Origin of the sequence: Nostoc sp. C117 (genome assembly GCF_043099735.1) — a bacterium.
In the GTDB taxonomy this organism is placed as follows: domain Bacteria; phylum Cyanobacteriota; class Cyanobacteriia; order Cyanobacteriales; family Nostocaceae; genus Nostoc.
Window position 1 is genome coordinate 1,230,312 of sequence record NZ_CP170991.1, and the last position, 24,523, is coordinate 1,254,834.

General features: G+C 40.5%; 13 protein-coding genes and 3 pseudogenes. 11 read left to right on the forward strand and 5 right to left on the reverse strand.

What is annotated here, in order from left to right; genetic code table 11:
• The first annotated feature begins 6 nt into the window (after positions 1 to 6).
• The gene (locus ACFG4S_RS06595) at positions 7 to 3,243 is read left to right on the forward strand and encodes a DUF4157 domain-containing protein (protein ID WP_392534030.1); all 3,237 of its coding nucleotides are present in this window, start codon (positions 7 to 9) and stop codon (positions 3,241 to 3,243) included.
• A gap of 71 nt (positions 3,244 to 3,314) precedes the next feature.
• Here the strand turns inward: ACFG4S_RS06595 and ACFG4S_RS06600 are convergent, their stop codons facing one another.
• Together ACFG4S_RS06600 and ACFG4S_RS06605 are read right to left on the reverse strand one after the other, a co-directional pair.
• Complete coding sequence (locus ACFG4S_RS06600) at positions 3,315 to 3,494, reverse strand: hypothetical protein (RefSeq protein WP_392534031.1); 180 nt, start codon at positions 3,492 to 3,494, stop codon at positions 3,315 to 3,317.
• Positions 3,478 to 3,618: a hypothetical protein gene (locus ACFG4S_RS06605; RefSeq protein WP_392536159.1), complete on the reverse strand. Its 141-nt coding sequence runs from the start codon at positions 3,616 to 3,618 to the stop codon at positions 3,478 to 3,480. Before ACFG4S_RS06605 ends, ACFG4S_RS06600 begins: the two co-directional genes overlap by 17 nt.
• On the opposite strand from ACFG4S_RS06605, the pseudogene ACFG4S_RS06610 reads away from it, so the two are divergent.
• Together ACFG4S_RS06610 and ACFG4S_RS06615 are read left to right on the forward strand one after the other, a co-directional pair.
• Positions 3,589 to 3,795 (forward strand): annotated as a pseudogene (locus tag ACFG4S_RS06610) (hypothetical protein); the annotation flags it as partial. The gene ACFG4S_RS06605 and the pseudogene ACFG4S_RS06610 sit on opposite strands and share 30 nt — an antisense overlap.
• An 888-nt stretch (positions 3,796 to 4,683) precedes the next feature.
• Positions 4,684 to 11,031, forward strand: coding sequence for an EAL domain-containing protein (locus tag ACFG4S_RS06615; protein WP_392534032.1), 6,348 nt, complete (start codon positions 4,684 to 4,686; stop codon positions 11,029 to 11,031).
• Positions 11,032 to 11,368: 337 nt separating this feature from the next.
• On the opposite strand, the gene ACFG4S_RS06620 is transcribed toward ACFG4S_RS06615, so the two are convergent.
• A complete protein-coding gene (locus ACFG4S_RS06620; RefSeq protein WP_392534033.1) occupies positions 11,369 to 11,524 on the reverse strand; it encodes a hypothetical protein in 156 nt (51 codons plus the stop codon).
• A gap of 123 nt (positions 11,525 to 11,647) precedes the next feature.
• On the opposite strand from ACFG4S_RS06620, the gene ACFG4S_RS06625 reads away from it, so the two are divergent.
• The 7 genes and pseudogenes from ACFG4S_RS06625 to ACFG4S_RS06655 form a co-directional block, all read left to right on the forward strand.
• Entirely contained in the window at positions 11,648 to 11,911 is a 264-nt protein-coding gene (locus ACFG4S_RS06625) for a hypothetical protein (protein ID WP_392534034.1), read from the forward strand.
• 103 nt (positions 11,912 to 12,014) lie between these two features.
• A pseudogene (locus ACFG4S_RS06630) lies at positions 12,015 to 12,801 on the forward strand (IS5 family transposase).
• 101 nt (positions 12,802 to 12,902) lie between these two features.
• On the forward strand, positions 12,903 to 13,997 hold the full coding sequence (locus tag ACFG4S_RS06635; RefSeq protein ID WP_392534035.1) for a DUF4350 domain-containing protein: 1,095 nt from the start codon (positions 12,903 to 12,905) through the stop codon (positions 13,995 to 13,997).
• A 44-nt stretch (positions 13,998 to 14,041) separates the two neighbouring features.
• Positions 14,042 to 14,992, forward strand: a complete 951-nt coding sequence (locus ACFG4S_RS06640; RefSeq protein WP_392534036.1) for an AAA family ATPase — start codon at positions 14,042 to 14,044, stop codon at positions 14,990 to 14,992.
• A 499-nt stretch (positions 14,993 to 15,491) separates the two neighbouring features.
• Positions 15,492 to 16,835, forward strand: a complete 1,344-nt coding sequence (locus ACFG4S_RS06645) for a tyrosinase family protein (protein ID WP_392534037.1) — start codon at positions 15,492 to 15,494, stop codon at positions 16,833 to 16,835.
• Positions 16,836 to 17,262: 427 nt separating this feature from the next.
• On the forward strand, positions 17,263 to 20,790 hold the full coding sequence (locus ACFG4S_RS06650) for an NB-ARC domain-containing protein (protein WP_392534038.1): 3,528 nt from the start codon (positions 17,263 to 17,265) through the stop codon (positions 20,788 to 20,790).
• 153 nt (positions 20,791 to 20,943) lie between these two features.
• A pseudogene (locus ACFG4S_RS06655) lies at positions 20,944 to 21,171 on the forward strand (IS4 family transposase); the annotation flags it as partial.
• A gap of 171 nt (positions 21,172 to 21,342) precedes the next feature.
• Here ACFG4S_RS06655 and ACFG4S_RS06660 read toward each other — a convergent pair.
• Entirely contained in the window at positions 21,343 to 21,762 is a 420-nt protein-coding gene (locus ACFG4S_RS06660) for a hypothetical protein (RefSeq protein ID WP_392534039.1), read from the reverse strand.
• 370 nt (positions 21,763 to 22,132) lie between these two features.
• Here ACFG4S_RS06660 and ACFG4S_RS06665 point away from each other — a divergent pair, with 370 nt between their 5' ends.
• Positions 22,133 to 22,426: a hypothetical protein gene (locus tag ACFG4S_RS06665; protein WP_392534040.1), complete on the forward strand. Its 294-nt coding sequence runs from the start codon at positions 22,133 to 22,135 to the stop codon at positions 22,424 to 22,426.
• Between the two features lie 12 nt (positions 22,427 to 22,438).
• Here the strand turns inward: ACFG4S_RS06665 and ACFG4S_RS06670 are convergent, their stop codons facing one another.
• Positions 22,439 to 24,145 (reverse strand): putative bifunctional diguanylate cyclase/phosphodiesterase, encoded by a 1,707-nt coding sequence (locus ACFG4S_RS06670; RefSeq protein ID WP_392534041.1) that lies wholly within the window; start codon positions 24,143 to 24,145, stop codon positions 22,439 to 22,441.
• Between the last annotated feature and the right edge of the window lie 378 nt (positions 24,146 to 24,523).

The window sequence follows — 24,523 nt, forward strand, 5'->3', positions numbered from 1 at the left end:
TTTGAAATGAAAGCTTTACAGACAAAGAAGTTTGTTGGTCAAAAATCGATTTCAGATGCTGCCATACCAGTACAATCTCAAATTAAGTCGCGTCCTTTTATAGTGAATTCTGCCCCACAAAGTCAGGAGTTGACCCAGAAACCAGAGGAAGCAAAGAAGCAAGGATTCAACTTTGCCCAGATCCCCATATTTCCTGGGATGAGACCAGCAATGCCTGAAATGCTTCAGCCCAAGCAAGCTAAGGAGACACTCAAGGATCTGCCTGAAGTAAACCTAGCTCCCAGTAGCGGCGGTCAACCTATGCCGAAATTGGTACAGCAGAAGATGGAAACTTCTTTTGGTACAAGCTTGGCTAATGTCCGTATTCACGAAGGGTCACAAAATCCCAAAAAGATAGGTGCATTAGCTTATACCCAGGGAGAAAATATCCACTTTAGCCCAGGTCAGTATCAACCCACCACCGAGTCAGGTCAAAAATTACTAGGACACGAAATAGCTCATGTAGAACAACAACGAGCTGGGCGAGTCACCGCACCTCAATCTAAGGGAGTTGCCATTAATGCCAACCCTCAATTAGAAACCGAAGCCGATGTGCTGGGTGCAAAGGCAGCGCGCGGAGAATCAGCACAAGTAACGGAGGCTAGGAGTTTTGGATTACAACGTATGCCTGCTCAAGGTCATGTTATGCAGTGTATGCGTGATGGAAAGCAGTCAGCAGAGTCGTCTGAGCAGGAAGAGGACGCTGAAACTGAGATAGGTGCAGTTCTGGAACAAGCTTATACTGGTATCTTAAATCAAGACCTCGCTAATGCTCCTCCAGAAGAATTAGCTGAAATAGCGAGGGAGAGAGACAATTTGCTTGCACCTGTAGCTGCTGAACAAATCCTAATTTCATCTCAGCCACAAGAGCAAGCAGAATCATCTTCTTCAGCACAAAATTCAACTAGCGAACAAGCAAAGGCTGCTTCTAATTCTCAAAGTGAGGGAGAAAAACCTCAGATGTCTGAGGAAAAAGACCAAATAGTAGAGGGGATTGACCAGGGAATAAAAGAATCTCAGGCTGCACTACCTCAAGTCAAAGAGTTAACAGCTAATGTGCCTAAGCTTGAAGAACAGTTACAGTCAGAGTCCAAAGCCGGAACATCTAGGGTGACTCCGAGGCAACGGCAGAAGCCACAAATATCTTCCATACCGCAACCAATGCTAGAACGGTTGCGAGGAATGGATGATACGGCAAGAGAGCGAGCGCTTGGAAAATTAGAGGAGCAGTATGGAGAGTCTATCAAAGCCTCAGTAATAAAGGAGTTGAGTAAGCCACCAATACGTTCGATACCGCAACCGATGCTAGAACAGTTACTAGGGATGGATAATAGGGCAAGAGAGCGGGCATTCAGACAATTGGAGGAGCGATATGATAGAGAGTCTATCGAAAATTTAGTAATGCAGGAGTTGAGGCAACGGGAACAGCAGCAACGACGCCAGGAAACTGAGATGCTGCTACAATCACCAGAATCACCCCCCCTGAACCCAGCGCAAGACACTCGAAGAGTCAGGCAACAACAGGATTCACTACCAATAGAATCTGTTAGACCGAGAGAGCTACAACAACAATGGCCAACACGAGTGAGTTCGAGACCGGAGAGGACTCCAATGGAAACGCTGCCTGACGCGGACGTGATTGAACCTATCTTACCACCGCAGAACACCGTAACTGAGATTGGAAATCAGCAAGTAGTGGAGCAACAACAGGATTCAGTGTCAATAGAACCTGTTAGATCGCCAGTGCCAGAACAAAGGGAGCAGTTACCACAAAGAGTAAGACGGCCACGAGAAAGGAGAAGAGTGAGGGAACCACTAATGCTTCCAATGGAAACGCCCCCTGACGTGGACGTGATTGAATCTGTCTTACCACCGCAGAACACCGTAACTGAGATTGAAAGTCAGGAAGTTGAAGAAAATATACCAGAAGAGAGAATTCAGGAACAAACGCCAAAAGAAGAAGCAACATGGTTCCAAAAAACAACGCGAAGCATCGGTAAATCCATTGAAACTACCAAAGACTCAAGAAAGCAACTGGCAGCAGGGATCAAGCAACACGAGACTTATGCAGATTTAACCAAAATTCTCGGACAGGATTCACCCAAAACAGATCTCGATCAAATTTATCGGCAGAATCTTCCCGCCAATGCAAAAAGCCCAATGACGCTTCTAAAACCTCTTCCTGCTGGTACTCCTGAAGAATTTTCCAATGATGCAGCGGCAATTGGTATGACTAGGGATATAGCCAAAGCTACTGGTGCTTTACTCACCCTTCCAGAGAATCTAAAGAAACTGAAGGATGGATATAGAGATAACAAGAAGCCACTTAGGAAAAGAATTGCAGATGTATCTGGGGGTGCAGGTGAAATCATTTCTGCTATTACATACAATGGAATAGTAATATCCCAAGCATACAGGGGTATCCAACACCATGTTAATAAAGCGCCTGGGCAGAACACTAATTTTGCATCGGGACTGATCGCAGCTATCAAACAAGGGGGTAAACTAGGACCAATATCCAGTATCACACAAGGGGGTTTGGTAGGAGGTACGTCGATACCCTTTGATGTTGGTAAGGCAGGGGCTGGCATTTTCACAACTATACCAAAGGTGATGACTACCGTTGAGGCTGGTTATAATGCTTATCAAAAAGATAATTTTGGCGGTTACGAATATTGGCTTAGTGGTTTAAAAAACCTTGCAGATTTATCAAAATCGGTAGGAGGTGCAATTAAAGATGTTGCTAGTTTCGCAAACAATATTAGTGTGGTCGGGGCAGAAGGAACGCAAATTGTTGCAGGCGGAGGATTTGCTCCTAGTGCTGGTATGGTATTAGGTGGTCTAGAGATTGTACAAGGATCTGACGATTTCAGGAAAGCTTACAAAAATTATAGAAATCCAAGTCGAAGACCTGAAGATATCCCCCTTAATAAATTTAAGAAGGAGCAGAAAGATAAAATGATCCGTGCGGGTATAGATGCTACTCTTGGTGCTATAACACTAGGTGGTGGGATTGTAGGGTTCACTGCTGGCCCACAAGGATTATTAGCTGCTACTATTATGGGTGCAAGTGTTGGAGCTTTTCAAATTGGAGAATGGGGAATAAGAAAACTCAAGCAAAAAGTGCTGGGGAACAGGCAAATTCCAGAAGTCGATCTTGAGCAAGGATATGAGCTTGGAGCTACTAGAACACCAATTCAATAGACATCTCCGAAAACTATCAAAGCTTTGCTGTGGCTAGCTTACACGATGCAAATGCAATCATCAAAAACTAGCTAGTCAATACCCCTGTCGACATACAAAGTACGGTATGGGTCAGTATGAGACACGATAGAACCAATTTGAATAGTTGGCGGTTCGGTAGATGGTTTCTGGGGAGCAGCAATTAATTCTGTCTCTTGGGTAGTCAATTCCGCCCAATAGTCCTGTTTAATCACCTCATACTCTTGCGCCACTGCACAAAAGTCTTGCCAAGTAATCCAGGTTTTGACAGCACCCCCCGAATGTCACTAACCTCTGGGGTAGCATTTCCAGTTGTTCGGCTCGGTAAGCGATCGCACCTGGTGAGATATACGCCATATCTCTGCATACCGGACAACACAGTTAGTCACAACCCAAATACCTAAGTCACCTGAAGTTCTTGTCCAAGGTACTTCTTGGCATCGCAATGCTCAAGGCAAAATCGAATTAATCGCCAATAAATCTTCTGTGAATTTACAACCATCATTAACTTGTGCTGCTGTTGATAAAAGCTAAGAAAAACTCACAATAACATTACACAGTTACCTCAATAGCAAAATTTACTGTGGGAAAACTAGACACAAGGTAGACAATTACAAACTATTGTTTAGAAGATGCTTTCAGGAGCGCAATCGTTTACATATACATACTCTGTTGAGTTGAGTTGATTGGTAAGGCTCAGAGGGCAAAAAATGGCTAATTATCCTGCTAATACCAATTTTTATGAAGCTGCATATAATTCGATCCCCCCTAGCCCCCCTTCTTAAGGGGGAACCAGAAAAACATCTATTAAAGTCCCCCAATTTATCGGGGGATTTAGGGGGATCAAGATATGTGCAACTTCACGTTAAATTGGTATAAGGGTGAAATGAGCAATGGATATAGATTACTGGATTAATATCAGCCGTATTGCCACATTATGACTGAACCTGAGATTAAAAATAGGCATAGTCAGTCGCAACTTTTGGAGACGCTGCGCGTAGCTTGCTTCCCCGTAGGGGTACGTTCCAAGTCAAAAGTTACGCATTCAAAAGTCAAAAATTTACCAAGCCCATCAATAAGTTAAGGGGCTTGTACCTTTTTAGTTCTAGTAAAAAATAATACAAATTGTCATAAGACCTTAAGATAACATATAACTGTCTAGCAAACAACAGCCTAGCGGCTGAACTCTCTTGCCAACTTGGTAAGATAAAATGCGTGAATCGCTGGTTATTACTTAACCTGTACCTTATCTTAAGCTACTTTAGTTACTTGCTGACTTACTCACTTACTAGTGTAAATGACATTTATGTTGCACAATGTATTATATTTGCTAGGTTGAAACAATGCAAACATAAACGGTTTTACAACAAATTGGGTAATAAAATTCCAAGTTTGTTCTATAAATTATTTTAAATAGAAATAATGATTAGGCGACTAGAAGGTTATCAGCACAAAGAAGTACTTCGAGAAGATAGTAATACGGTTCTTTATCGTGGAATTAAAGAACTAGATGGAACGCCTGTACTAATAAAATATATTAAAATAGAGTATCCAACTCTCGAAGATATTGCTCGGTTAAAATATGAATATAAAATTCTTCAGTCGCTAGATATTGCAGGAGTTGTTAAATGTTATGTGTTAGAAGATAGTCATCAGTTCTGGGCAATAATTTTGGAAGATTTTGGAGGAAAACCACTTTCAAAATACCTGAGTCAAAGAACGCTGGATTTAAGTGATTTTCTACACATTGGGATTCAGCTTGCTGAAACACTAGTAAAACTTCATCAATACAAGGTTACTCACAATAATTTAAAAACTACTAATGTGCTGTTCAATCCGCAAAATGGGCAGGTTAAAATTGACGACTTTAGCCTTGCTACCTATTTGTATGGAGAAAAGCAAACAATTAGTAATCAGAATATTTTTGAAGATGCGCTTGCTTATATATCGCCTGAGCGAACAGGGCGGATGAACCGCTTAGTTGATTACCGTAGCGATTTTTATTCTTTGGGCATTGTTTTCTATGAAATACTGACACGACAATTGCCTTTTCAAAGTACTGACCCCCTAGAACTCGTTCATTGCCATATTGCTAGAACTCCAATTTCTCCTTGTATCATTGCCAAAAATCTGGGCTTAGGAGAAATCCCACAGTCAGTTTCTGATATTGTAATGAAACTTTTGGCAAAGACAGCAGAAGAGCGTTATCAAAATGCGTTAGGACTGAAAGCAGATTTGGAAATGTGTTTAAAATTGCTACAAGAAACTGGAGAAATTACACCCTTTCAAGTGGGGCAATTAGATTTATACAGCCAATTCTCCATTCCGCAAAAACTTTATGGTCGTGAATTCGAGATCAAAATTTTGATGGCTGCCTTTGAGCGTGTCAGTCAAGGCACAACAGAAATGATGCTGGTAAGTGGCTACTCTGGGGTTGGTAAATCATCTCTAGTCTATGAAGTTCATAAGCCAATCATAGGTAAGCATGGGTATTTTATCTTTGGCAAGTTTGACCAGTTTAAGCGCAACATTCCTTATGCTGCTCTGATTCAAGCATTTCAAGAATTAATGCGGCAGTTGCTCACTGAAAGTAGCGAACGGATTAGTATTTGGCGGGCAAAACTGTTAAAAGCGTTAGGTGTCAATGGTCAGGTGATTATTGATGTGATTCCTGAAGTTGAGCGAATTATCGAACCCCAACCCGCAGTACCACAATTAGGAGCATCGGAATCTCAAAACCGATTTAACCGCGTCTTTAGACAGTTCATTTATGTGTTTTGTAAACTGGAACATCCTTTAGTACTGTTTTTGGACGATTTACAGTGGGCGGATTCAGCATCATTGAAATTAATTCAATTGTTGATAACTGACCCAAATAGTAAATATCTGTTGTTGATAGGTGCATACCGAGATAACGAGGTGAGTGCGACTCATTCATTAATGCTGACGCTCTCTGATCTCCAGCAAGCGGGGATAGTGATAAACAACATTGTGCTTCAGCCGTTACATCTGGTTGATGTTAGTCAGTTAATTGCTGATACATTTCAAAGCAATCAAGATACATCACTCTTGATGCGCCACTCCGTGTCTACGCACTCTCTAGCGGCATTAGTCTTTAATAAAACTCAAGGCAATCCTTTCTTTTTATCGCAACTACTCAAATCGCTTTATCAAGATAAATTACTATTTTTTAACTTTAATCAAGCCCGTTGGCAGTGGGACATTGAAAAGCTGCTAGATATCGACATTACAGATAATGTTGTTGAACTAATGGTTAGACGAATTCAAAAGCTATTACCAGCGACTCAAAATGTTCTGAAGTTAGGTGCTTGTGTCGGCGACAAATTTACTTTGGAAGTTCTTAGTATTGTCAATGGAAAGTCTTTATCACAGACGGCATTGGAATTATGGGAAGCACTGCAAGTTGGGCTGATTTTGCCATTAAATCAATCCTATAAAATTCCCCTAGTTATTGACCTAGAGAAATTTAGTAAGAGATATGAGGATGAAAATACTTCACTCTTAGCTGTTTCTAGCCCTCCAACGATCGCTTATAAATTTTTGCATGACCGCGTACAACAAGCAGCATATTCGCTTATCGCCAAAACTGAACGCAGCCAAACGCATTTGAGGATTGGAGAATTGTTACTTGAGCATACGCCAGAAGTCGAACTTGAAGAGAATATCTTTGAGATTGTTAATCAATTAAATATTGGCAGGAAATTACTATCTCAACAGAAGCAGAAAAATGAACTAGCAGTACTAAATTTGATGGCAGGTCAAAAAGCTAAGAAAGCTACAGCTTATGACCCGGCGCTCAAGTATTTCAAGGTAGGATTGGGATTACTTTCAGAAACGAGTTGGCAGACAAATTATGATTTAACGCTGGCACTGTATATAGAAGCAACCTCAGCCGAGTTTCTCAATAATAATTTTGAACAAACGGCAAGCCTCGCAGATATTGTTTTAAGCAATGCCAAAAATATTCTAGATAAAGTTAAGGTATATGAAATTAAAATTCAATATAGCGTTTCGCAAAACAAATTGAAGGAAGCGATCGCTATTATTTTACAAGTACTAGAAATGCTGGGAATTACTCTAATTCAAGAGCCTCCTCATGCCTTAACTAAACAGTATGAAAATTCATTGACGGTTGAGAATTTAAGTAGTCTACCACCGATGAATAACAATTATAAACTGGCAGCAATGCGAATTCTGATGACAGCAGGCCCTCCCACTTATTTTGCAGATGCTCAGTTATTCACCTCAATTATTTTCACGATGGTGGATCTGTGCATTCAATATGGAAGTTCGCCAATGGCTGCTTATGGCTATGCTTGTTATGGTTCGATTTTGGCAGGTCAGTTAGAAGAAATCGATGCAGCGTATCAATCTTGTCTGTTAGCTTTACAACTTCTTGATCGATACAATGCCAAAGAACTCAAAGCTGAGATTTGCGAAATTTTTAATGGTCATGTTCGACATTTTAAAGACCCTCTCACTGCCGTATTAGAACCAATGCTAGAGGGAATTCAAAGTGGTTTGGAAGTTGGCAAAGTTCAATATGCCTCATATATTGCTGCTTTTTATTCAACCGCTTTATTTTATACGGGTGAGAACCTAGAAAGCGTTGCTCAAAAGCTCGAACATCGCTTAGAGTTACTCAATAGTTTGAGAAATCAAGTTTGCATTGATTATGCCAAAATCTGGCAGCAGATGGTAGCAAATTTAGTCGGTGACTCCACACATAAATTTGAATTGGTTAGCGATCGCTTTAACGAAACAGAAATTTTACAGACATTAATTGCCGCTGATAACCAAACAGCTTTATCTGCCCTTTACCTTGCTAAAACGAACCTGCTGTATTTATATAAAGAGTACGCTCAGGCAATCCAAAATGCCAGGATTGCAGAACGTTATATCGGTAGCGTTATGGGGACAATAAATGTCTCCGAACATAGTTTTTATTATATGCTGGCTTTGCTTGGTCACTATCCCCATACAACTCTTGAAGAACAACATCAGTACTTGCAAATAGTGGGATTGCGCCAACAGCAAATGGAAAAATTAGCGAATTCTGCACCTATGAATTTTCTGCATAAGTACGAGTTAGTTGAAGCAGAAAGAGCAAAAGTTTTAGGGCAACACTATCGAGCAATGGAGTATTATGATCGGGCAATTCAAAATGCACGAGAGCATGGTTACTTTCAAGAAGAAGCTCTAGCTGCGGAATTGGCGGCAGAATTTTATTTTGTATGTAAAAGAGAACGCCTTGCCAGAGATTATTTAACAGATGCTTACTACGCTTATCTGCGCTGGGGCGCAATAGCAAAAGTTCAAGATTTAAAAGAACGCTACCCCCAAGTTTTCTCTGGAGATAATAAAACGCTAACAAATATAGGTATTACAACCAGCGATACAACTGGGATTGATTTAGCAACGTTAGATTTAGCTACTGTTATCAAAGCTTCCCAAGCACTTTCTGATGAAATTATTCAGAGTAAATTGCTTGACAAATTAATGAACAGCATGATGGAAAATGCAGGAGCAAGAACCGGGATGCTTCTCTTACAGCAATCAGACCAATGGGTTCTAGCAGTTGAGGGATTTGTAGATAAAGACAACGCTATTTTTTTGCCAGCTAAATTAATAGAAACAAGTCCAATGCCTGTAGCATTGATTAATTATGTTGCGAGAAGTCAATCTACTCTGGTATTGGATGACGCAACTGAGGAAAAACTTTTTATTGATGATGCTTATATTCAGAACAATCGGCCTAAATCTGTGCTTTGTTTGCCGATCATTTATCAAAGTAAACTTAAAGGTATTCTTTACTTGGAAAACAACCTCGCTAAAGGTGCATTTACTCAAAGCCATGTGAAAGTACTGAGTTTATTAGCTTCTCAAGCTGCAATTTCTCTGGAAAACGCAGAATTCTACCAAGAATTGCAAACATATTCGCAAAAGCTAGAAAGCAAAAATGCCGAGTTGAATCAAATTAATTTATCACTAGCGGCTGAAATTAGCGATCGCCAGCGCCAAGAAATTGAACGCCAGCTAGCCCAAGAAGCACTGTTTCAAGAAAAAGAGCTAGCCCAAGTGACATTGCAATCAATTGGAGATGCAGTTATCACTACGGATTCACGGGGTCTAGTACAATATCTTAATCCCATCGCTCAAAATCTGACAGGCTGGAGCCAATTAGAAGCACAAGGATTGCCGATCTGTGAAGTATTTCAGATTGTTAACGAAAGTACTCGCGAACCAGTGATAAATCCATTGGAAAAAGCTCTGTATGAAGGAAAAATCATTGGTCTTGCCAACCATACAATCTTAATTGCGCGTAATGGGGATGAGTTTGCCATTGATGATTCTGCTGCTCCAATTCGTGCTAGCAACGGTCAGATAATTGGGGCAGTTATGGTATTTCATGATGTGTCTCGTAACCGCAGCTTATCTCTGCAACTTTCCTGGCAAGCTAGCCATGATGCTTTAACTGGACTGTTAAATCGACGCGAGTTTGAACACCAGCTAGAGGAAGCTATTAACGATGCCAAGATGCATAACAAGGAATATGCCCTCTGCTATCTAGATTTAGACCAATTCAAAATCGTCAACGATACCTCTGGTCATCTTGCTGGCGATGAACTCTTGCGTCAAGTGACGGCATTATTTCAAAGCCAGATACGTAAGACAGATACTTTAGCCCGCATAGGTGGGGATGAATTTGGCTTACTTCTCTATCAATGCCCACTAGAACAGGCGCAACGAGTTTGCAATTCCATACGTCAGAAGGTTCAGGAGCTTCGATTTGTCTGGCAGGAAAAACTTTTTACAATTGGCACTAGTATTGGATTAGTTATGATTAATACTGATAGTGAAAGTGTTACTCATGTATTAAGTCTTGCCGATGCCGCTTGCTATGCAGCTAAAAATCGGGGACGTAATCGGGTACATGTTTATCAAGTAGACGATATTGATCTACTACAACAGAAAGGCGAAATGGAATGGGTAACGCGTATTGCTCATGCTTTGGAAGAAAATCGATTTTGTCTGTATTACCAAACAATTATCTCAGTTTCGCAAACTGAGATCAAAGAACAACATTATGAAGTCCTTTTGCGTTTGCAAGATGAGACTGGGGCTTTAGTATTACCTATGGCATTTATTCCTGCCGCAGAACGTTATAATCTGATGCATTTAATTGACCGTTGGGTAATTCGGACTTTATTCGCTATTCAAGGGCAACACTATCGTGATACCTGGAACGATTATCAATCAAGGAATCAGCCATGTAATTGTATTTATGCGATTAATCTTTCAGGTGCAAGTATCAATGATGAACAATTTATTGAATTCTTACATGAGCAATTTGCTTTGCATCAAATCCCACCCCAAATGATCTGCTTTGAAATTACTGAAACTGTTGCCATTAGTAACTTAGCTAAAGCTTCTTTATTTATCAGTGAATTAAGAAGCCTTGGCTGTCGCTTTGCATTAGATGACTTCGGTAGTGGAATGTCATCTTTTACTTATTTGAAAAACCTGCCTATAGATTTTCTCAAAATTGATGGCAGTTTTATTCGGCAGATTTTGGATAATTCTATTGATTTAGCAATGGTTGAAGCAATTAATCATGTTGGGCATATTATGGGGCTTAAAACTATTGCAGAGTTTGTTGAAAATGATGCCATTTTAGAGAAAATTAAAGCTCTTGGGGTGGATTATGCTCAAGGTTACAGCATCACCAAGCCTTGTCCTTTTTTATGACTTTGTTGACTAGAACAAAAATTATGGGATACTGTTTTATATTTGAAACGGTACACTCTCCCGATCAATTGGACTCGAATGCACCAGTGAAATTTTTTGTTTCAAAGCTTAGTAGCGGTTACGTACACCACCACCTGAGTATTCTCCCCGATTAGAGATTTCCAACTAAAAAAATATTCCATCGTTGTGCATGCAGAGGAGGTAGAGGAAGTAGAAGAAGTAGAAGATATGAAAATGTCGACTCTACCACCACCTGAAGTCACTAAACTATTTGGAAACCGAATGTCAGCAGATGCGGGAGATATGCGATGCGATCGCTGACGGGATGACAAGGAGGCTAGAGGGCTGATTGAATAGGGGTTATAGCACGTAGACCCTGTTGAAAATAGAGTAGTTTACCAGGCTTGAGATGCACAAGTGCGATCGCCAAATCTGACCAAAACTCCATAGCACCTACCCATAAATACCCATATAATCCAATCTTTTTGTTCAATTAAACTAATTACAAATACATTTTGTGAACGCCACTGTGTTCTATCAATGGCGAATATCAGTCTTTTTTCTCCTGTTTTGAGACTATTTTTTACCCATCGTTTGATCAGAGGAAACCATAAATATGGAATTGACAACTGGGGTAGTAATAAAAATCTCAGGACTTACGCAACTGGCACAATGCGATCGCTTCACCTTCTCAAATCCCGCGGAAGGTTTAGATATCATCACTGATTTTGCCTCTACCCCTGATACGATCGCAGTTTCTGCCGCTGGTTTTGGTGGTGGCCTAACTTTAAGTACCCTTTCAAGTCTTAAGTTCTTTGTGGGTGCTTCTGCAACAACCGCCACTCAAATAAATTGGCGGTTGCAATCAGTACAAATGTGATGGTGACTTAGAGGCTGTTTATAAAGTAAATCTTAAAGATGCTTAGCCAAGCATAATTGCAAAGGTATGATACTTCAAATAAGGTGTATCTACTTAGAAAACGATGGCTCGAAAAGCTTATTCTACTGACCTTAGTGACTTAAGAATGGGAAATATTGGCATCATTGATTCCACCAGCAAAATCTGGTGGTCATCCCCGAACAACTAATATGAGAGAAGTATGTAATGCCATTTATTATCACTTAAAAACGGGTTGCCAATGGGATATGCAACAGGCGTGACTTTCCCCCAAGCGCAACTGTTTACAGCTATTACCGAAAATGGCAAAAACCTGGGATTTGGGAAGAATTAAATCATATATTGCGCGATCGCTTAAGAGAGAAAATGAGTCGTTTGGCACAGCCTTGTGCGATAGCAGCAGATAGTCAGTCGGTAAAAACGACTGAAAAAAGGGGGATGTGTACAGCTTTGATAGTGGCAAACTAATTAAAGGAAGAAAAGGCCAAACAATAGTTGATAGCCTTGGTCTGTTACTCAAAGTCATCGTGAGCCAAGGAAATGCTGGAGAGAGGGTTCTTGCGGCCTATGCCTTGATGGAACTTGCTGAGGAACGTCCAGAATTATTGGAAAAAGTTGAAGTTATGTGGGTTGACTCTGGCTACGATGGTGACAAGTTTGGTTTGGCAGTTTGGTTAATGATTCAAGCTCAAGTTGAGGTAATGCACCGGAAAGAAAAACAATTTGAAGTTTTACCCAAGCGTTGGGTAGTAGAAAGAACATTTGCCTGGTTTAACCAGTATCGTCGCCTAAGCAAAGATTATGAATATCTTCCTAAAATGAGTGAGGCTGCCATATATGCTGTTATGACTCGCATTATGCTGCGTCTTTAACCTCCTAAAGATTTACTTTATAAATGGTCTCTAAGTAAATATTAGTACTTAATATACTTAATATTGATTATAAAACGAATTGACGATCGCAATACTGGAAAATGAAACGTTCAAATCGCCTTGCTTGGATGGGAGCGATCGCACTTTTAGCGATGGTTTTACTGAGTTTGATAACAGCTCCCAATAATACTAAAATTAACGCTGGTTCTACCTATAACCGCGCCCCAGATGGATATGGTGCTTGGTATGCTTACATGCAACAGCAAGGAGTTTCCATCAAACGCTGGCAAAAGCCTTTTAGTGAAATTCAGTCAGACAACAACTCAGTTACCTTCTTACAGATAAGCACCTATGCCAAAGATACGAGGCTCGATAGTGAAGAACGTGAATGGGTAGAAAAAGGCAATACTTTAATAATTTTAGGTGCGGGGGCGCGGGTTACAGAAGCAGACTTTAGCACTCTGCAAAAATCCCCTCAAGGCGATATCAAAATTAATACGCGCAGACGAAATAAAAAAGTTACCGAAAAGGAAGTTGATTTAGGCGATCGCTTTGGTGCCGTTGTCTGGCAAGAAAAATATGATAAAGGAAAGGTAATTTTTTCTACCACTCCTTATTTAGCCGCCAACGCCTACCAAGATAATTTAAGTAATTTTAAGTACCTAGCTGATTTAGTCAAGAAAAACGGCAACACAGTACTTGTCGATGAATACATCCACGGCTATAAAGATGCGGATGTCAGAAAAAAAGAAAAAGAGGGAGATTTATTTAGTTTATTGGCAAAAACTCCTTTATTTCCTATATTTATCCAAGTAGCTATACTTCTATTGGTATTAATTTGGGCGCAGAATCGCCGTTTTGGCAAACCAGTAACTTTAGATACACAAGTTACAGACAACAGCGAGGCATACATCCAAGCCTTAGCCGGAGTGTTGCAGAAAGCTGATAGCACCGACTTTGCTGTGGAGATGGTAGGTAAACAAGAACAACTGCAACTCCAAAAAGCTTTGGGATTAGGGCAAATACCGTTAGAACACCAAGCTTTAATTAATGTCTGGGTAGAAAAAACAGGTAGAAATCCAGCGGAACTAGATGCAGTTTTAAAGCTACAATCTCGCAAACAACCCATGAGTGAACGAGACCTGTTAAGCTGGTTGGGGAAATGGCGAAACATTAGAATAATTCGTAATTCGTAATTCGTAATTCGTAATTGACAAATAACAAATAACAAATGAATATTATGAACGAAACCCATCATATCTTAATTCGTCTTGGTGAAGGTCTTAATCAAGTAATTGTCGGACAATCCAGCCTTATACAAAAACTCCTAGTGGCGCTGCTAGCGGGTGGACATATAATTTTAGAAGGAGTGCCGGGAACTGGTAAAACTCTGTTAGTAAAAGTTTTAGCGCAGTTAATTCAAGGAGACTTTCGCCGAATTCAATTAACACCAGATGTCTTACCGTCAGATATCACTGGTACAAATATTTTTGATTTAAATAGCCGCAATTTCACTTTGAAAAAAGGGCCAATATTTACCGAAGTGCTGCTAGCAGACGAAATTAACCGTACTCCTCCAAAGACACAAGCGGCGCTGCTGGAAGCAATGGAAGAGATGCAGGTAACGCTGGATGGTGAAAGTTTGCCGTTACCGGATTTATTTTGGGTGATTGCAACTCAAAATCCTCTAGAATTTGAGGGGACTTATCCGTTACCAGAAGCGCAATTGGACAGGTTTTTATTTAAGCTGGTGGTAGATTACCCCGATCAAGCTGCGGAAAAGCAAATGTTGCTTAATCGTCAAGCGGGGTTTGCAGCACGACGTTTGGATATTAGTCGTTTGAAACCAGTGGCGACAGTAGCCGACATTTTGCAAGCACGACAAGCAGTTAAAGAAGTTAAAGTATCAGAAGCGATCGTTGATTATTTATTGGCGTTGGTGAGAACATCGCGTCAATATCCCGATTTAACTTTGGGTGCATCACCTCGCGCCGCTGGTGCTTGGTTGCAGACATCTCAAGCTTTAGCCTGGTTAGCTGGAAGGGATTTTGTGACACCAGATGATATCAAAGCAGTTGCATCGCCTCTGCTACGTCATCGACTAATTTTGAAACCAGAAGCGATGCTGGATGGTTTACAAATGGATGCGGTAATTGCGTCAGTAATTAATCAGGTATCGGTTCCAAGGTAAACAAGGGAACTTCGAGCGATCGCCAGAATCATTAGACCTCTTGCAAAAGTGCTTTTTGCAAGAGGTGGGAAAAGGGACTCATGTTAAAGGGGAAGGGGAAAATACAAAACCTTTCCCCCTTTCCCCCCGCCCCTTATCCCCTTCTTGGGACCCCACCTTCCCCTTTTCCCGACTTCTGCAAGAAGTCTATTGTCCAGAGAAAGATTTAATCAGCACATCATCAATTTCTTGCTTTTTCAGCCACGTTAGCAGAAAATGACCATGTGTTCAAAAAACAGGCAAAAATCTGGTAAAAATGCTGTTAGCAGATTATTCAGTAGCCAGAATGACCTGTTAATAAGCCCCAAGCAAGCATTCAAAACGATTAGTTAAAGCCGGGACTGGTATTTAAGTCATTTGATACAGATGTTGGCATTGTCAAACTTCTGTTAGCACTTTGTGCCTATGTATATAGATACAAAAGCGATCGCCTAACTACTCTAATGAGGGACTGATCTAGATGAAATCTAAAATTGACACTTTTGTTCGTACATACACTAGAAAAGCTCAAAAGTGGAGACAAAATCTTCAACAGAGAAAAAAAAGTTTAAAATTTCTCCGTCAAATAATCATCATGTTATGTATTGGTAGCATGATTATTGCCATGACTATGGTGAAAGCTCCGGCAATGGATACCACCTTAGTCAGAAAGAACGTTCTCGATCTGACTCCACAAGAAAAAGCAGATTTTGTTAATGCCATCAAGACATTAAAACAAACAATCCCTCAAGGCAGCACCATCAGTCTCTATGACCAAATTGTGGCAGTCCATGTAGGAGCGATGGGATTCTCATCAATGCATACGGGAGGGATGAATACAAATCAGCAAAATACGATCCCACATCCCACAGGACCAGCAGCCGGAACTGATGCTGCTCATGGAAATGCCGGATTTCTCCCCTGGCATCGTGAGTATTTACGACGATTTGAAAAAGCTTTACAGTCAGTTAACCCAAAGATAACTATCCCTTATTGGGATTGGACAGATTCTAGAGCGATCGATGTTATCTTTAAACCCGACTTTTTAGGAACAAATGGCACAGGAACAACAATTAACGTTCCAGGTGCAGGTACTTTTTTGGGCGGTTCTGTTCAATTTGGTAATTTTTCTCAAGCTGATGGCTGGGTTTTGAACAAGAACTTACATATTGACCAAGTGACAAACCAAACTCTAGGAACGCCACTCATCCGCTTTCTTAAAGTACCTCCTGCCAATAACTACCCCCTACCTCAAACACAAATAAATAATTTGCTCAATATCAATGACTATCTTCAGTTCCGCCCTGCCATAGAAGGAGATATCAGCGTCGATTCAAATGGTAATGAAATCCCTGGAGTATTCACTCATAACTATCTTCATGGATTAGTCGGTGGGGTTCTTGTTGATTTGACTCAGTTTCCGCCCCCTTTGCTACAAAGATTAGGTACCATGAGCAACGTTCCTGGTTCTCCCAACGATCCCATTTTCTGGCTGCATCATGCCAATGTCGATCGCCTTTGGGCCCAATGGGAAGAGAGTCATCGCCCTAAAAAAGCTTTTTATCCAAAAGCGAATCAACCTTATGGACACAATCTCAACGATCCCATGTGGCCTTGGGATGGAGGACAGTCCAAACCAGGAAAAATAGGCCCTGGGGATATACTATCTCTGCTACCAAGTTTTGCACCCAATGACATTGTTACGCCTAAAGACACTCTCAACCTGAGAAAGTATGGCTATACCTACGACACTCTTAGACATGTGCGAAAACGTGCAATATGGTCGTTTGACTGGTTTAACTGGTTGATCGAGAATAAATTCTAAGTTGGGCATGGGGCATTGCAAAAGACTTAGCGACTTCCAAATAAAAAATATCCCACTGTTCACAGTCAACAGTCAACAGTCAACAACTTCAAGTGGGATAATTTATTTCTTGGAGTTTCTTAAGTTTTTTAAATAATTTTTGTACAATACAACAAAAGGACTTAAGTCCTTCCCTTAATTGTTATACTCCATACGGAGACTTTTAGTTTCTATATTTTCACCAGGAAAACTTTTAATTCAAACCTTTACCTTTTGGCCTCTTTTTCTTAACCAAAAATTATTGATTTCTCGTCAATGATGACAAGCAAGCGTTGCAAAAGAACCTTAAATTCACTTGCAGTTACAAATCTCAAGAGCGCTAGTTTTCTAGTGAGTCATGTATCAGTAATTACAAATTACTTATTTTAGATTTATCAGGTTAGTAGCTATGACCCAGGTTCCGAAGCAAAAGCGCAAGCGCGGTCTTATTCTCACACTTGAAGGATTGCAAAAGCTTCAATCTGGTAAAATCGCCCTTGAAGAAAGAGAGAATTACGGCAATAGATATACCCTGGAAGATTTAAGTGAACGTGTAAAAGTAAATACTGTTACAGTTTCTAAGGTATTATCTCGTGGGGAAGGAGTTGACAAAAAAACACTGGAACTTTTTTTTCAAGCCTTCAATTTAGAGTTAGATAAATCTGACTTTACAAATTCAGACAAATCTAGACATTTAGATTGGGGAGAAGCAATTAGTGGATCGGTTTTTTATGGACGCACAGAAGAAATAGCCACATTAGAGCAATGGATTTTAAGAGACCGCTGTCAGATAGTGGCAATTTTAGGTATGGGGGGGATTGGGAAAACTTCCCTTTCTGTCAAGCTTGTAGAACAAATTAAGGAGAATTTCGAGTACGTTATTTGGCGATCGCTACAAGATGCTCCTCCACTCAATACTCTCTTAGCTAGCTTAATCCAATTTCTTTCTGATGAACGGGAAACAGAAGCAATTCTACCAGAAAGCACAGCTCAAAGACTAACACGACTGCTACATTATCTCCGACAGCATCGGTGTTTATTAATACTAGATAATATGGAGTCGATTTTACGCAGTGGTAGTCGGGTTGGACGTTATCGAGATGGATATGAAGGATATAGCGAACTTCTAAAACGATTAGGAGAAACGGAACAACAAAGCTGCTTAATTGTCACAAGCAGGGAAAAACCGAAAGAAGTTGCATCAATGGAAGGAGGTGGTTTATGTGTTCGTTCATTTTTGCTCAAAGGCCTTTTGGCAAATGACGGCCAAGAAATTTTAAAAATCAAAGGAATATCAGCTTCAGACGATGAACTAAGAACATTAGTTGCACGTTATGGAGGTAATGCTCTAGCTTTAAAAGTAGTTGCGACAACTATTCAAGATTTATTTGGTGGTAATGTTTCGGAATTTTTAAAACAAGATGCAGTTGTTTTCGGTGACATTTGGGATATTTTAGAGCAGCAGTTTGAACGTTTATCAGATTTAGAAAAAGAAATAATATATTGGCTGGCGATTAATCATGAGCCAGTTTCGCTTTCGGAATTACAAAAAGATATTATATCAGCATTAACATTCCAAAAGTTTGTGGAGGTTTTGGAATCTTTGGTGAGGCGCTCTCTAGTTGAAAAAAGCGAAGCACTATTCACTCTCCAACCTGTAGTTATGGAATATGTGATTAATCGCTTAGTAGAGCAAGTTTGTCAAGAAATTAGCACTCATAATATTGATATTTTCCGATGTCATGCTTTAGTAAAGGCAACGGCAAAAGACTACGTAAGAGAAAATCAAATTCACCTGATCCTTAAACCAGTAATCGAAGGGCTTTTTGCAATCTTTAGAAGCCAAAGAAATCTGGAAAATCATCTAATTCAAATTCTTGCAACCCTCAGAGAAATATCGCCGCTAGAACAAAGTTATACTGCTGGAAATATTATTAATTTGCTGGGTTATTTGGGAACTGACCTGAGTGGTAGTGATTTTTCTAATCTAACTATTTGGCAAGCAGATTTGCGGAATGTAAATTTGCAAAATACTAGTTTTGTAAATGCTAATCTAGCTAAATGTGTTTTTGCAGAAACCATTGGCGGTATTCATGCAGTGGCATTTAGTCCTGATGGCAAACTATTAGCTACAGGAGATACTAATGGTGAGGTTCGCCTGTATCAAGTTGCCGATGGAAAACAACTGCTCATTTGCAAAGGACACACAGGTTTTATCTGGCCTGTAACTTTTAGCCCCGATGGTCATCTCCTGGCTAGCGGCAGTGATGACCAAACAGTGAAGTTGTGGGATACTAACACTGGGCAATGCCTCGCCACCTACCACGGTCATACCGCTGGAATCTGGTCAGTTTCCTTCAGTTCCAATGGTCAAATTCTTGCAAGTAGTAGTGAAGACACAACGGTAAGATTGTGGGATGTTGTTACCGGACGATGTATTCAGACTTTCCAAGGACACAGTAGCCGAGTCTGGTCAGTAGCCTTTAGTCCTGATGATACAATGCTTGCTACTGGGAATGATGACTCCTCCATCAGACTGTGGGATATTAAGACTAGTCAATGCATCAAGACTTTCCTGGGACACACCCATAGGGTGCAGTCAGTTGCTTTTAGTCCAGATACTGATAAGCTAATTAGTGGTTGTCATGACCGAACGGTAAGGCTATGGGATATTAACACTAGTGAATGTCTTTATACTTTTCAGGGTCATACTGATTTGGTTAATTCAGTTGCGTTTAGTTCAGATGGCGATCGCCTAGCAAGTGGCAGTGATGACCAAACTGTAAAACTGTGGGATGTTAACACAGGTCTTTGTCTCAAAACTCTTAAGGGGCATGGTAGTCGTGTATGGTCAGTTGCTTTTAGTCCTGATGGTAAAATGCTCGCCAGTGGCAGTGATGACCAAACAGTGAGGCTGTGGGATGTTAATACAGGTGGATGTCTCAAGACCTTACAAGGTTATTGTAATGGCATCTGGTCGGTGACCTTTAGTTCCAATGGTCAAATTCTTGCAAGTGGCAATAACGACCAAACAGTGAAACTTTGGGATACTAGCACTGGTTTTTGCTTAAAAACGTTGCGGGGACATAGTAATCGCGTTACATCAGTTTCCCTCAGCCAAGACGGTAACCTCCTTGCCAGTGGCAGTGAGGATCAAACTGTGAAACTGTGGAATGCCAACACAGGTCAGTGTCTCAAAACCTTGGGCGGACATAGTAATCGGATTATATCAGTTGCCTTTAGTCCCGATGGTAAAATGCTAGCAACTGGCAGTGATGACCAAACTATAAAACTGTGGGATGTCAGCACAGGTAAATGTCTCAAAACTTTCCAAGGGCACACTCAGCGGATTTGGTCAGTTGCTTTTAGCCCCGATGGTCAGACACTAGCCAGTGGTTGCCATGACCAAACAGTAAGGTTGTGGGATGTCTGCATTGGTAGTTGCATTCAAGTTCTGGAAGGTCATACTGACTGGATCTGGTCAGTCGTTTTTAGTCCTGACGGTATGACTTTAGCAAGTAGCAGCGGAGATCAGACGGTGAAACTGTGGGATATCAGCACAGGTAAGTGTCTGAGAACCTTGCAGGGGCATACTAATTGCGTATACTCATCTACCATCAGTATAGATGGTTGCATTTTAGCCAGTGGTAGCGGAGATCAAACAATCAAGCTGTGGGATTTAAGCACCAACAAAGAAATAAAAACTTTGTCAGGACATAGCAAGTGGGTTTGGTCGGTTGCGTTTAATCCTCAAGGTAAGATTTTGGCCAGTGGTAGCGAAGATGAAACGATTAGGCTTTGGGATGTAGAAACAGGTGAGTGCCTAAAAACTCTGAGATGCGAAAGACCTTATGAAGGGATGAATATTACTGGGGTGACTGATTTAACTGAGGCAACTATTGCAACCTTGAAGGTTTTAGGGGCGTGTAATTTTTAGTTCTACCTGGTATCGGCTCATCGTTGTCCCGCCGTTTCAAGGAAATGTTCTCAAATATGCGATAAATACTGTTAGATAAAGACATAACAAAAACTTATCGTCATACAGTAGCACGTGATTCATCAAGTTAGCACCTATTTTGGCCGAATACCAATGGTACAGACAACGGTTTCTCAAGGTTGCGATTATTTGGGCAAAATACCTGCCAATGTCAAATTCCTTACAGAAAAAACTTTAGAAGATGGTTCGTATCTATCGTACATTTATCCTTCAGAAAAGCTGCGAAAAAAAGGTTTTCAGCCTCTACTGGTACGAGTTATTGAATACACAATTGAGCATCCTGAACACCTTCTACACCAAAAGGTAACAGAAATAAATAACTGGGCAGATAGATTAAATAACCAACTTGAAAGAGTGCTGACGTATGATGAGTGAATCCCTTGAAGTCTAATGCAACGGAAAGCGAACTTCTTCGGGAAAAGTTTGGTGCAATTAAAAATTGTGATTGATCATTCGTGCTGGGTGATTAAATGACGAGTTATCAATGACAGATTATCTTCTTCTGCGTCTGTTATCTAATAAATTAACAGCAGCACCAGCAGCAGCACCATTGACACCATTTTTCCAGGTAGTTCTACAACCACCAGAAATTGCACCTGCTAATACACCAGCACCAGCACCTACACCGATATCTTGAACAGGTAAACGTCCCTTTCTTCTTCTGGCTCTGGTGCTTCTTACACCATTGGCAGCATTAACAGCAGCACCAGCAGCAGCACCTTTAAAAGCATTGTCTAATACCGAACCACAATTTGTTAAAACCCCACTTAATACACCTGCTCCAGCTCCAATGGCTGCATTATTAATAACTCGGTCATCAGCAGAAGCAGGTTGAACCGGGATTAAGCTAGTACCAGCTAAAGTAGCAGCCATCAAGCCAGGTAGGAATGCGCGTTTTAGCATGTTTTGCATGGTAGTACCCTCTGAAAATCTTACGATTGGTGAACAACCAAATTTCAGTGCGCTCACTAAGCCTCGTATTTCTAATTTTAGACAATAGAAATATTATCTAAAATAAGGATATTTGGATAATTAGACACACTAAAAGGTAATTTTAGCCCAAAGCTTGTTGTATTTACTGAGTGGACAATAATTAAACTGACACATTAACTAAAAAATAGTAAACCAAAAAGTTTTTCTTCAAAGAGCGCATTTTGACTTGGAGCGATCGCGCTTGACGCTCAGAACCCTTGTAATCAATTTTGTGGCATCGCTGCTTTATTGGTATGGCAACCGCGTTTGAGCTTTGTAGCTCTCTCAACGCGAGGCGACTGGATGCTGAGTGATTTACAAGGGATTTCCTGCACAGTTAATTCGACAGAATTTATTCAAGTTGGCAAATGGTTTGGAAGGAATGTATCTCAGCTTCAATAAAAATCCTTTTGAACCTGACGATGACGGCAGTAGCAAAGTCCAACCACAACCCCAAACCGACCAAGATCCTTTTGAGAATTTAAAACAGCAAGATACTGTCAAACCACAGCCTGTTTATAATACCAATGGTTGGGCGTCGGAAGCTATGCTCATTGACAACCGGAACTGCTATTTCTTGGTCAGTTTTACCCCAGACATTTGAGACCTATATTTATTATGCAGCTATCTGCTGTCTTTGCGGGGAATTCTGCTTGAGTATTTCGGTAATTCTGTCAGTGGGAGCAGGGATACCAAAGTAGAATCCTTGTCCTTCTTGACACCCACACTTTTGTAGATACTCAAGCTGTTCTTCAGTTTCCACCCCTTCGGCTGTAATTTTTAACTGGAGGCTTTTAGCTAATGCAATTATGGCATCGGTGACGGCGGCACTATCAGAATTAGATGTCACGTCTTGGACAAATGAGCGGTCAATTTTGAGCATGTTCACAGGGAAGCGCTTCAAATAGTTGAGAGAAGAATAACCAGTACCGAAGTCATCCAAAGCTAGCCATATTCCTAGTTCTCGTAATTTTTTCAGAGTTTTAACGGAATGCTCAATATCACTTATCAAAGAGCTTTCAGTGACTTCCAGTTCTAGATAAGATGTTTGCAATCCTGTCTTCTCTAAGATTTGTTTGACAAGCTCAACTAAATTTAGTTGTTCAAATTGTCGAGCCGAGAGGTTCACTGACATACGAATTGGTGGCAGTCCAGCAACTTGCCAAGCTCGATTTTGAGCGCAAGCGGTTCGCAACACCCATTCACCAATAGGTATGATTAAACCGTTATGTTCGGCAATGGGAATAAACTTTGCTGGAGAAACCAAACCTCTAGTAGGATGTTGCCAGCGCAATAGTGCTTCCATTCCTGTGATTTGTCTGGTGTGCAAATCAATCAGTGGTTGGTAATAAATTACCATTTCGCCGCGCTCCAGCGCCCCATGTAATTCGTTTTCTAATGCTAATCGCTCTTGCAATTGAGCATTAATTTCTGGTGAATAAAACTGGTATTGACTAGACCCTTGCTGTTTTGCTTGATACAGTGCTATATGAGCCTGCTGTAATAGTAAATCTACACTATTTCGATCGCCTAAGTCACTAATTGTAATACCTATGCTGGCTGTGATGTGAATGTGCTGACCATCTATAAAGAAGGGTTTAGCCAATGTACTTTGTAGAATACTTGTTAAACTAATCACTTTTTCAAAGGAAAAGATATCTATGTGAGCGATCGCAAACTCATCTTGACTCAAACGCCCCAAAATATCTGTTTTAGCCATACAGTTTGTCAAGCGTTGGGCAACTGCTCTTAATAGGTGATTGGATGTTTCATGCTCCAACCCATGACTTATAGCAGTGAAATCATCAATGGCCAGCGAAAGAACAGCAATTAGTTGCTGGGGATTTTGAGATTGTGACACATTTTGATTAAGGCGATCGCAGAATAAATCCCGATTCGGTAACCCAGTTAGATTGTCGTAATTACTAATGTGGTGAATTAACTCATCTAATTTGTGAAGAGTTTGTGAAGTATCTGCCATGAGAGTACCTGCCTCATCCGTAAATTGTCTAGGCAGTTCCGGTAATTTTTTGGTTTGCAAATAGTCTTCCAATGCCGTATGAGTCAAAATAACCGGAGCAAGCAAGTAACGCAGTACAGCGAGGGTCGCTGCTGTACCCGCTAGTGTAGCCAAAAGTGCATTCAACAGTACTTGCATTGCCATCTCCCAAGAATAGGAGTTGGAAGTCACGACATTGAAGATTAAACTCAGAAGTGGTACGTGAGTTCCCAAAAAAGCCACTACCATGATTTTGGCAGTATAACTTTTTTTGAGTAATGGGAATTGAGCTAGAAAAGAGTATAGAAAGAGTTCCTGATTCATCTGTATACACCTTAATTCAGACTTGAGATTCAATAAATGATTTAGTAGTATTAAATATTTGGCAATTTACTGATTCCAGATTAATCAATATGCAGTAAAACTAGCTGTGGTTCATTCCTTTCGATTTGAGTGATGTCTAACGACAAGCCGCTTCCCTACGAAAGAAAGGTTACGCCAACGCGACTATGCACTTTTCCCATCGACTGCAATGAAGTTGCTGGATTATCAAGCAAGATACTTTAAGATTACTTTGATTTATATATTGCTGTCATATATTGACACTAGTTATTAGTTCATTAACAGACTTTATCTGTGTCTTCATCAAAAAAATACGTAGTTATAAAATTAGTTATAAGTACTTAAAGTATGAATTTTGAT

Excerpts from the sequence above, each read along its gene's own strand:
- ACFG4S_RS06615 (WP_392534032.1), top strand. The coding sequence starts at position 4,684 with ATGATTAGGCGACTAGAAGGTTATCAGCACAAAGAAGTACTTCGAGAA.
- ACFG4S_RS06650 (WP_392534038.1), top strand. The coding sequence starts at position 17,263 with ATGACCCAGGTTCCGAAGCAAAAGCGCAAGCGCGGTCTTATTCTCACA.
- ACFG4S_RS06605 (WP_392536159.1), bottom strand. The coding sequence starts at position 3,618 with ATGGCGTATATCTCACCAGGTGCGATCGCTTACCGAGCCGAACAACTG.
- ACFG4S_RS06595 (WP_392534030.1), top strand. The coding sequence starts at position 7 with ATGAAAGCTTTACAGACAAAGAAGTTTGTTGGTCAAAAATCGATTTCA.
- ACFG4S_RS06635 (WP_392534035.1), top strand. The coding sequence starts at position 12,903 with ATGAAACGTTCAAATCGCCTTGCTTGGATGGGAGCGATCGCACTTTTA.
- ACFG4S_RS06625 (WP_392534034.1), top strand. The coding sequence starts at position 11,648 with ATGGAATTGACAACTGGGGTAGTAATAAAAATCTCAGGACTTACGCAA.
- ACFG4S_RS06660 (WP_392534039.1), bottom strand. The coding sequence starts at position 21,762 with ATGCAAAACATGCTAAAACGCGCATTCCTACCTGGCTTGATGGCTGCT.
- ACFG4S_RS06670 (WP_392534041.1), bottom strand. The coding sequence starts at position 24,145 with ATGAATCAGGAACTCTTTCTATACTCTTTTCTAGCTCAATTCCCATTA.
- ACFG4S_RS06640 (WP_392534036.1), top strand. The coding sequence starts at position 14,042 with ATGAACGAAACCCATCATATCTTAATTCGTCTTGGTGAAGGTCTTAAT.
- ACFG4S_RS06645 (WP_392534037.1), top strand. The coding sequence starts at position 15,492 with ATGAAATCTAAAATTGACACTTTTGTTCGTACATACACTAGAAAAGCT.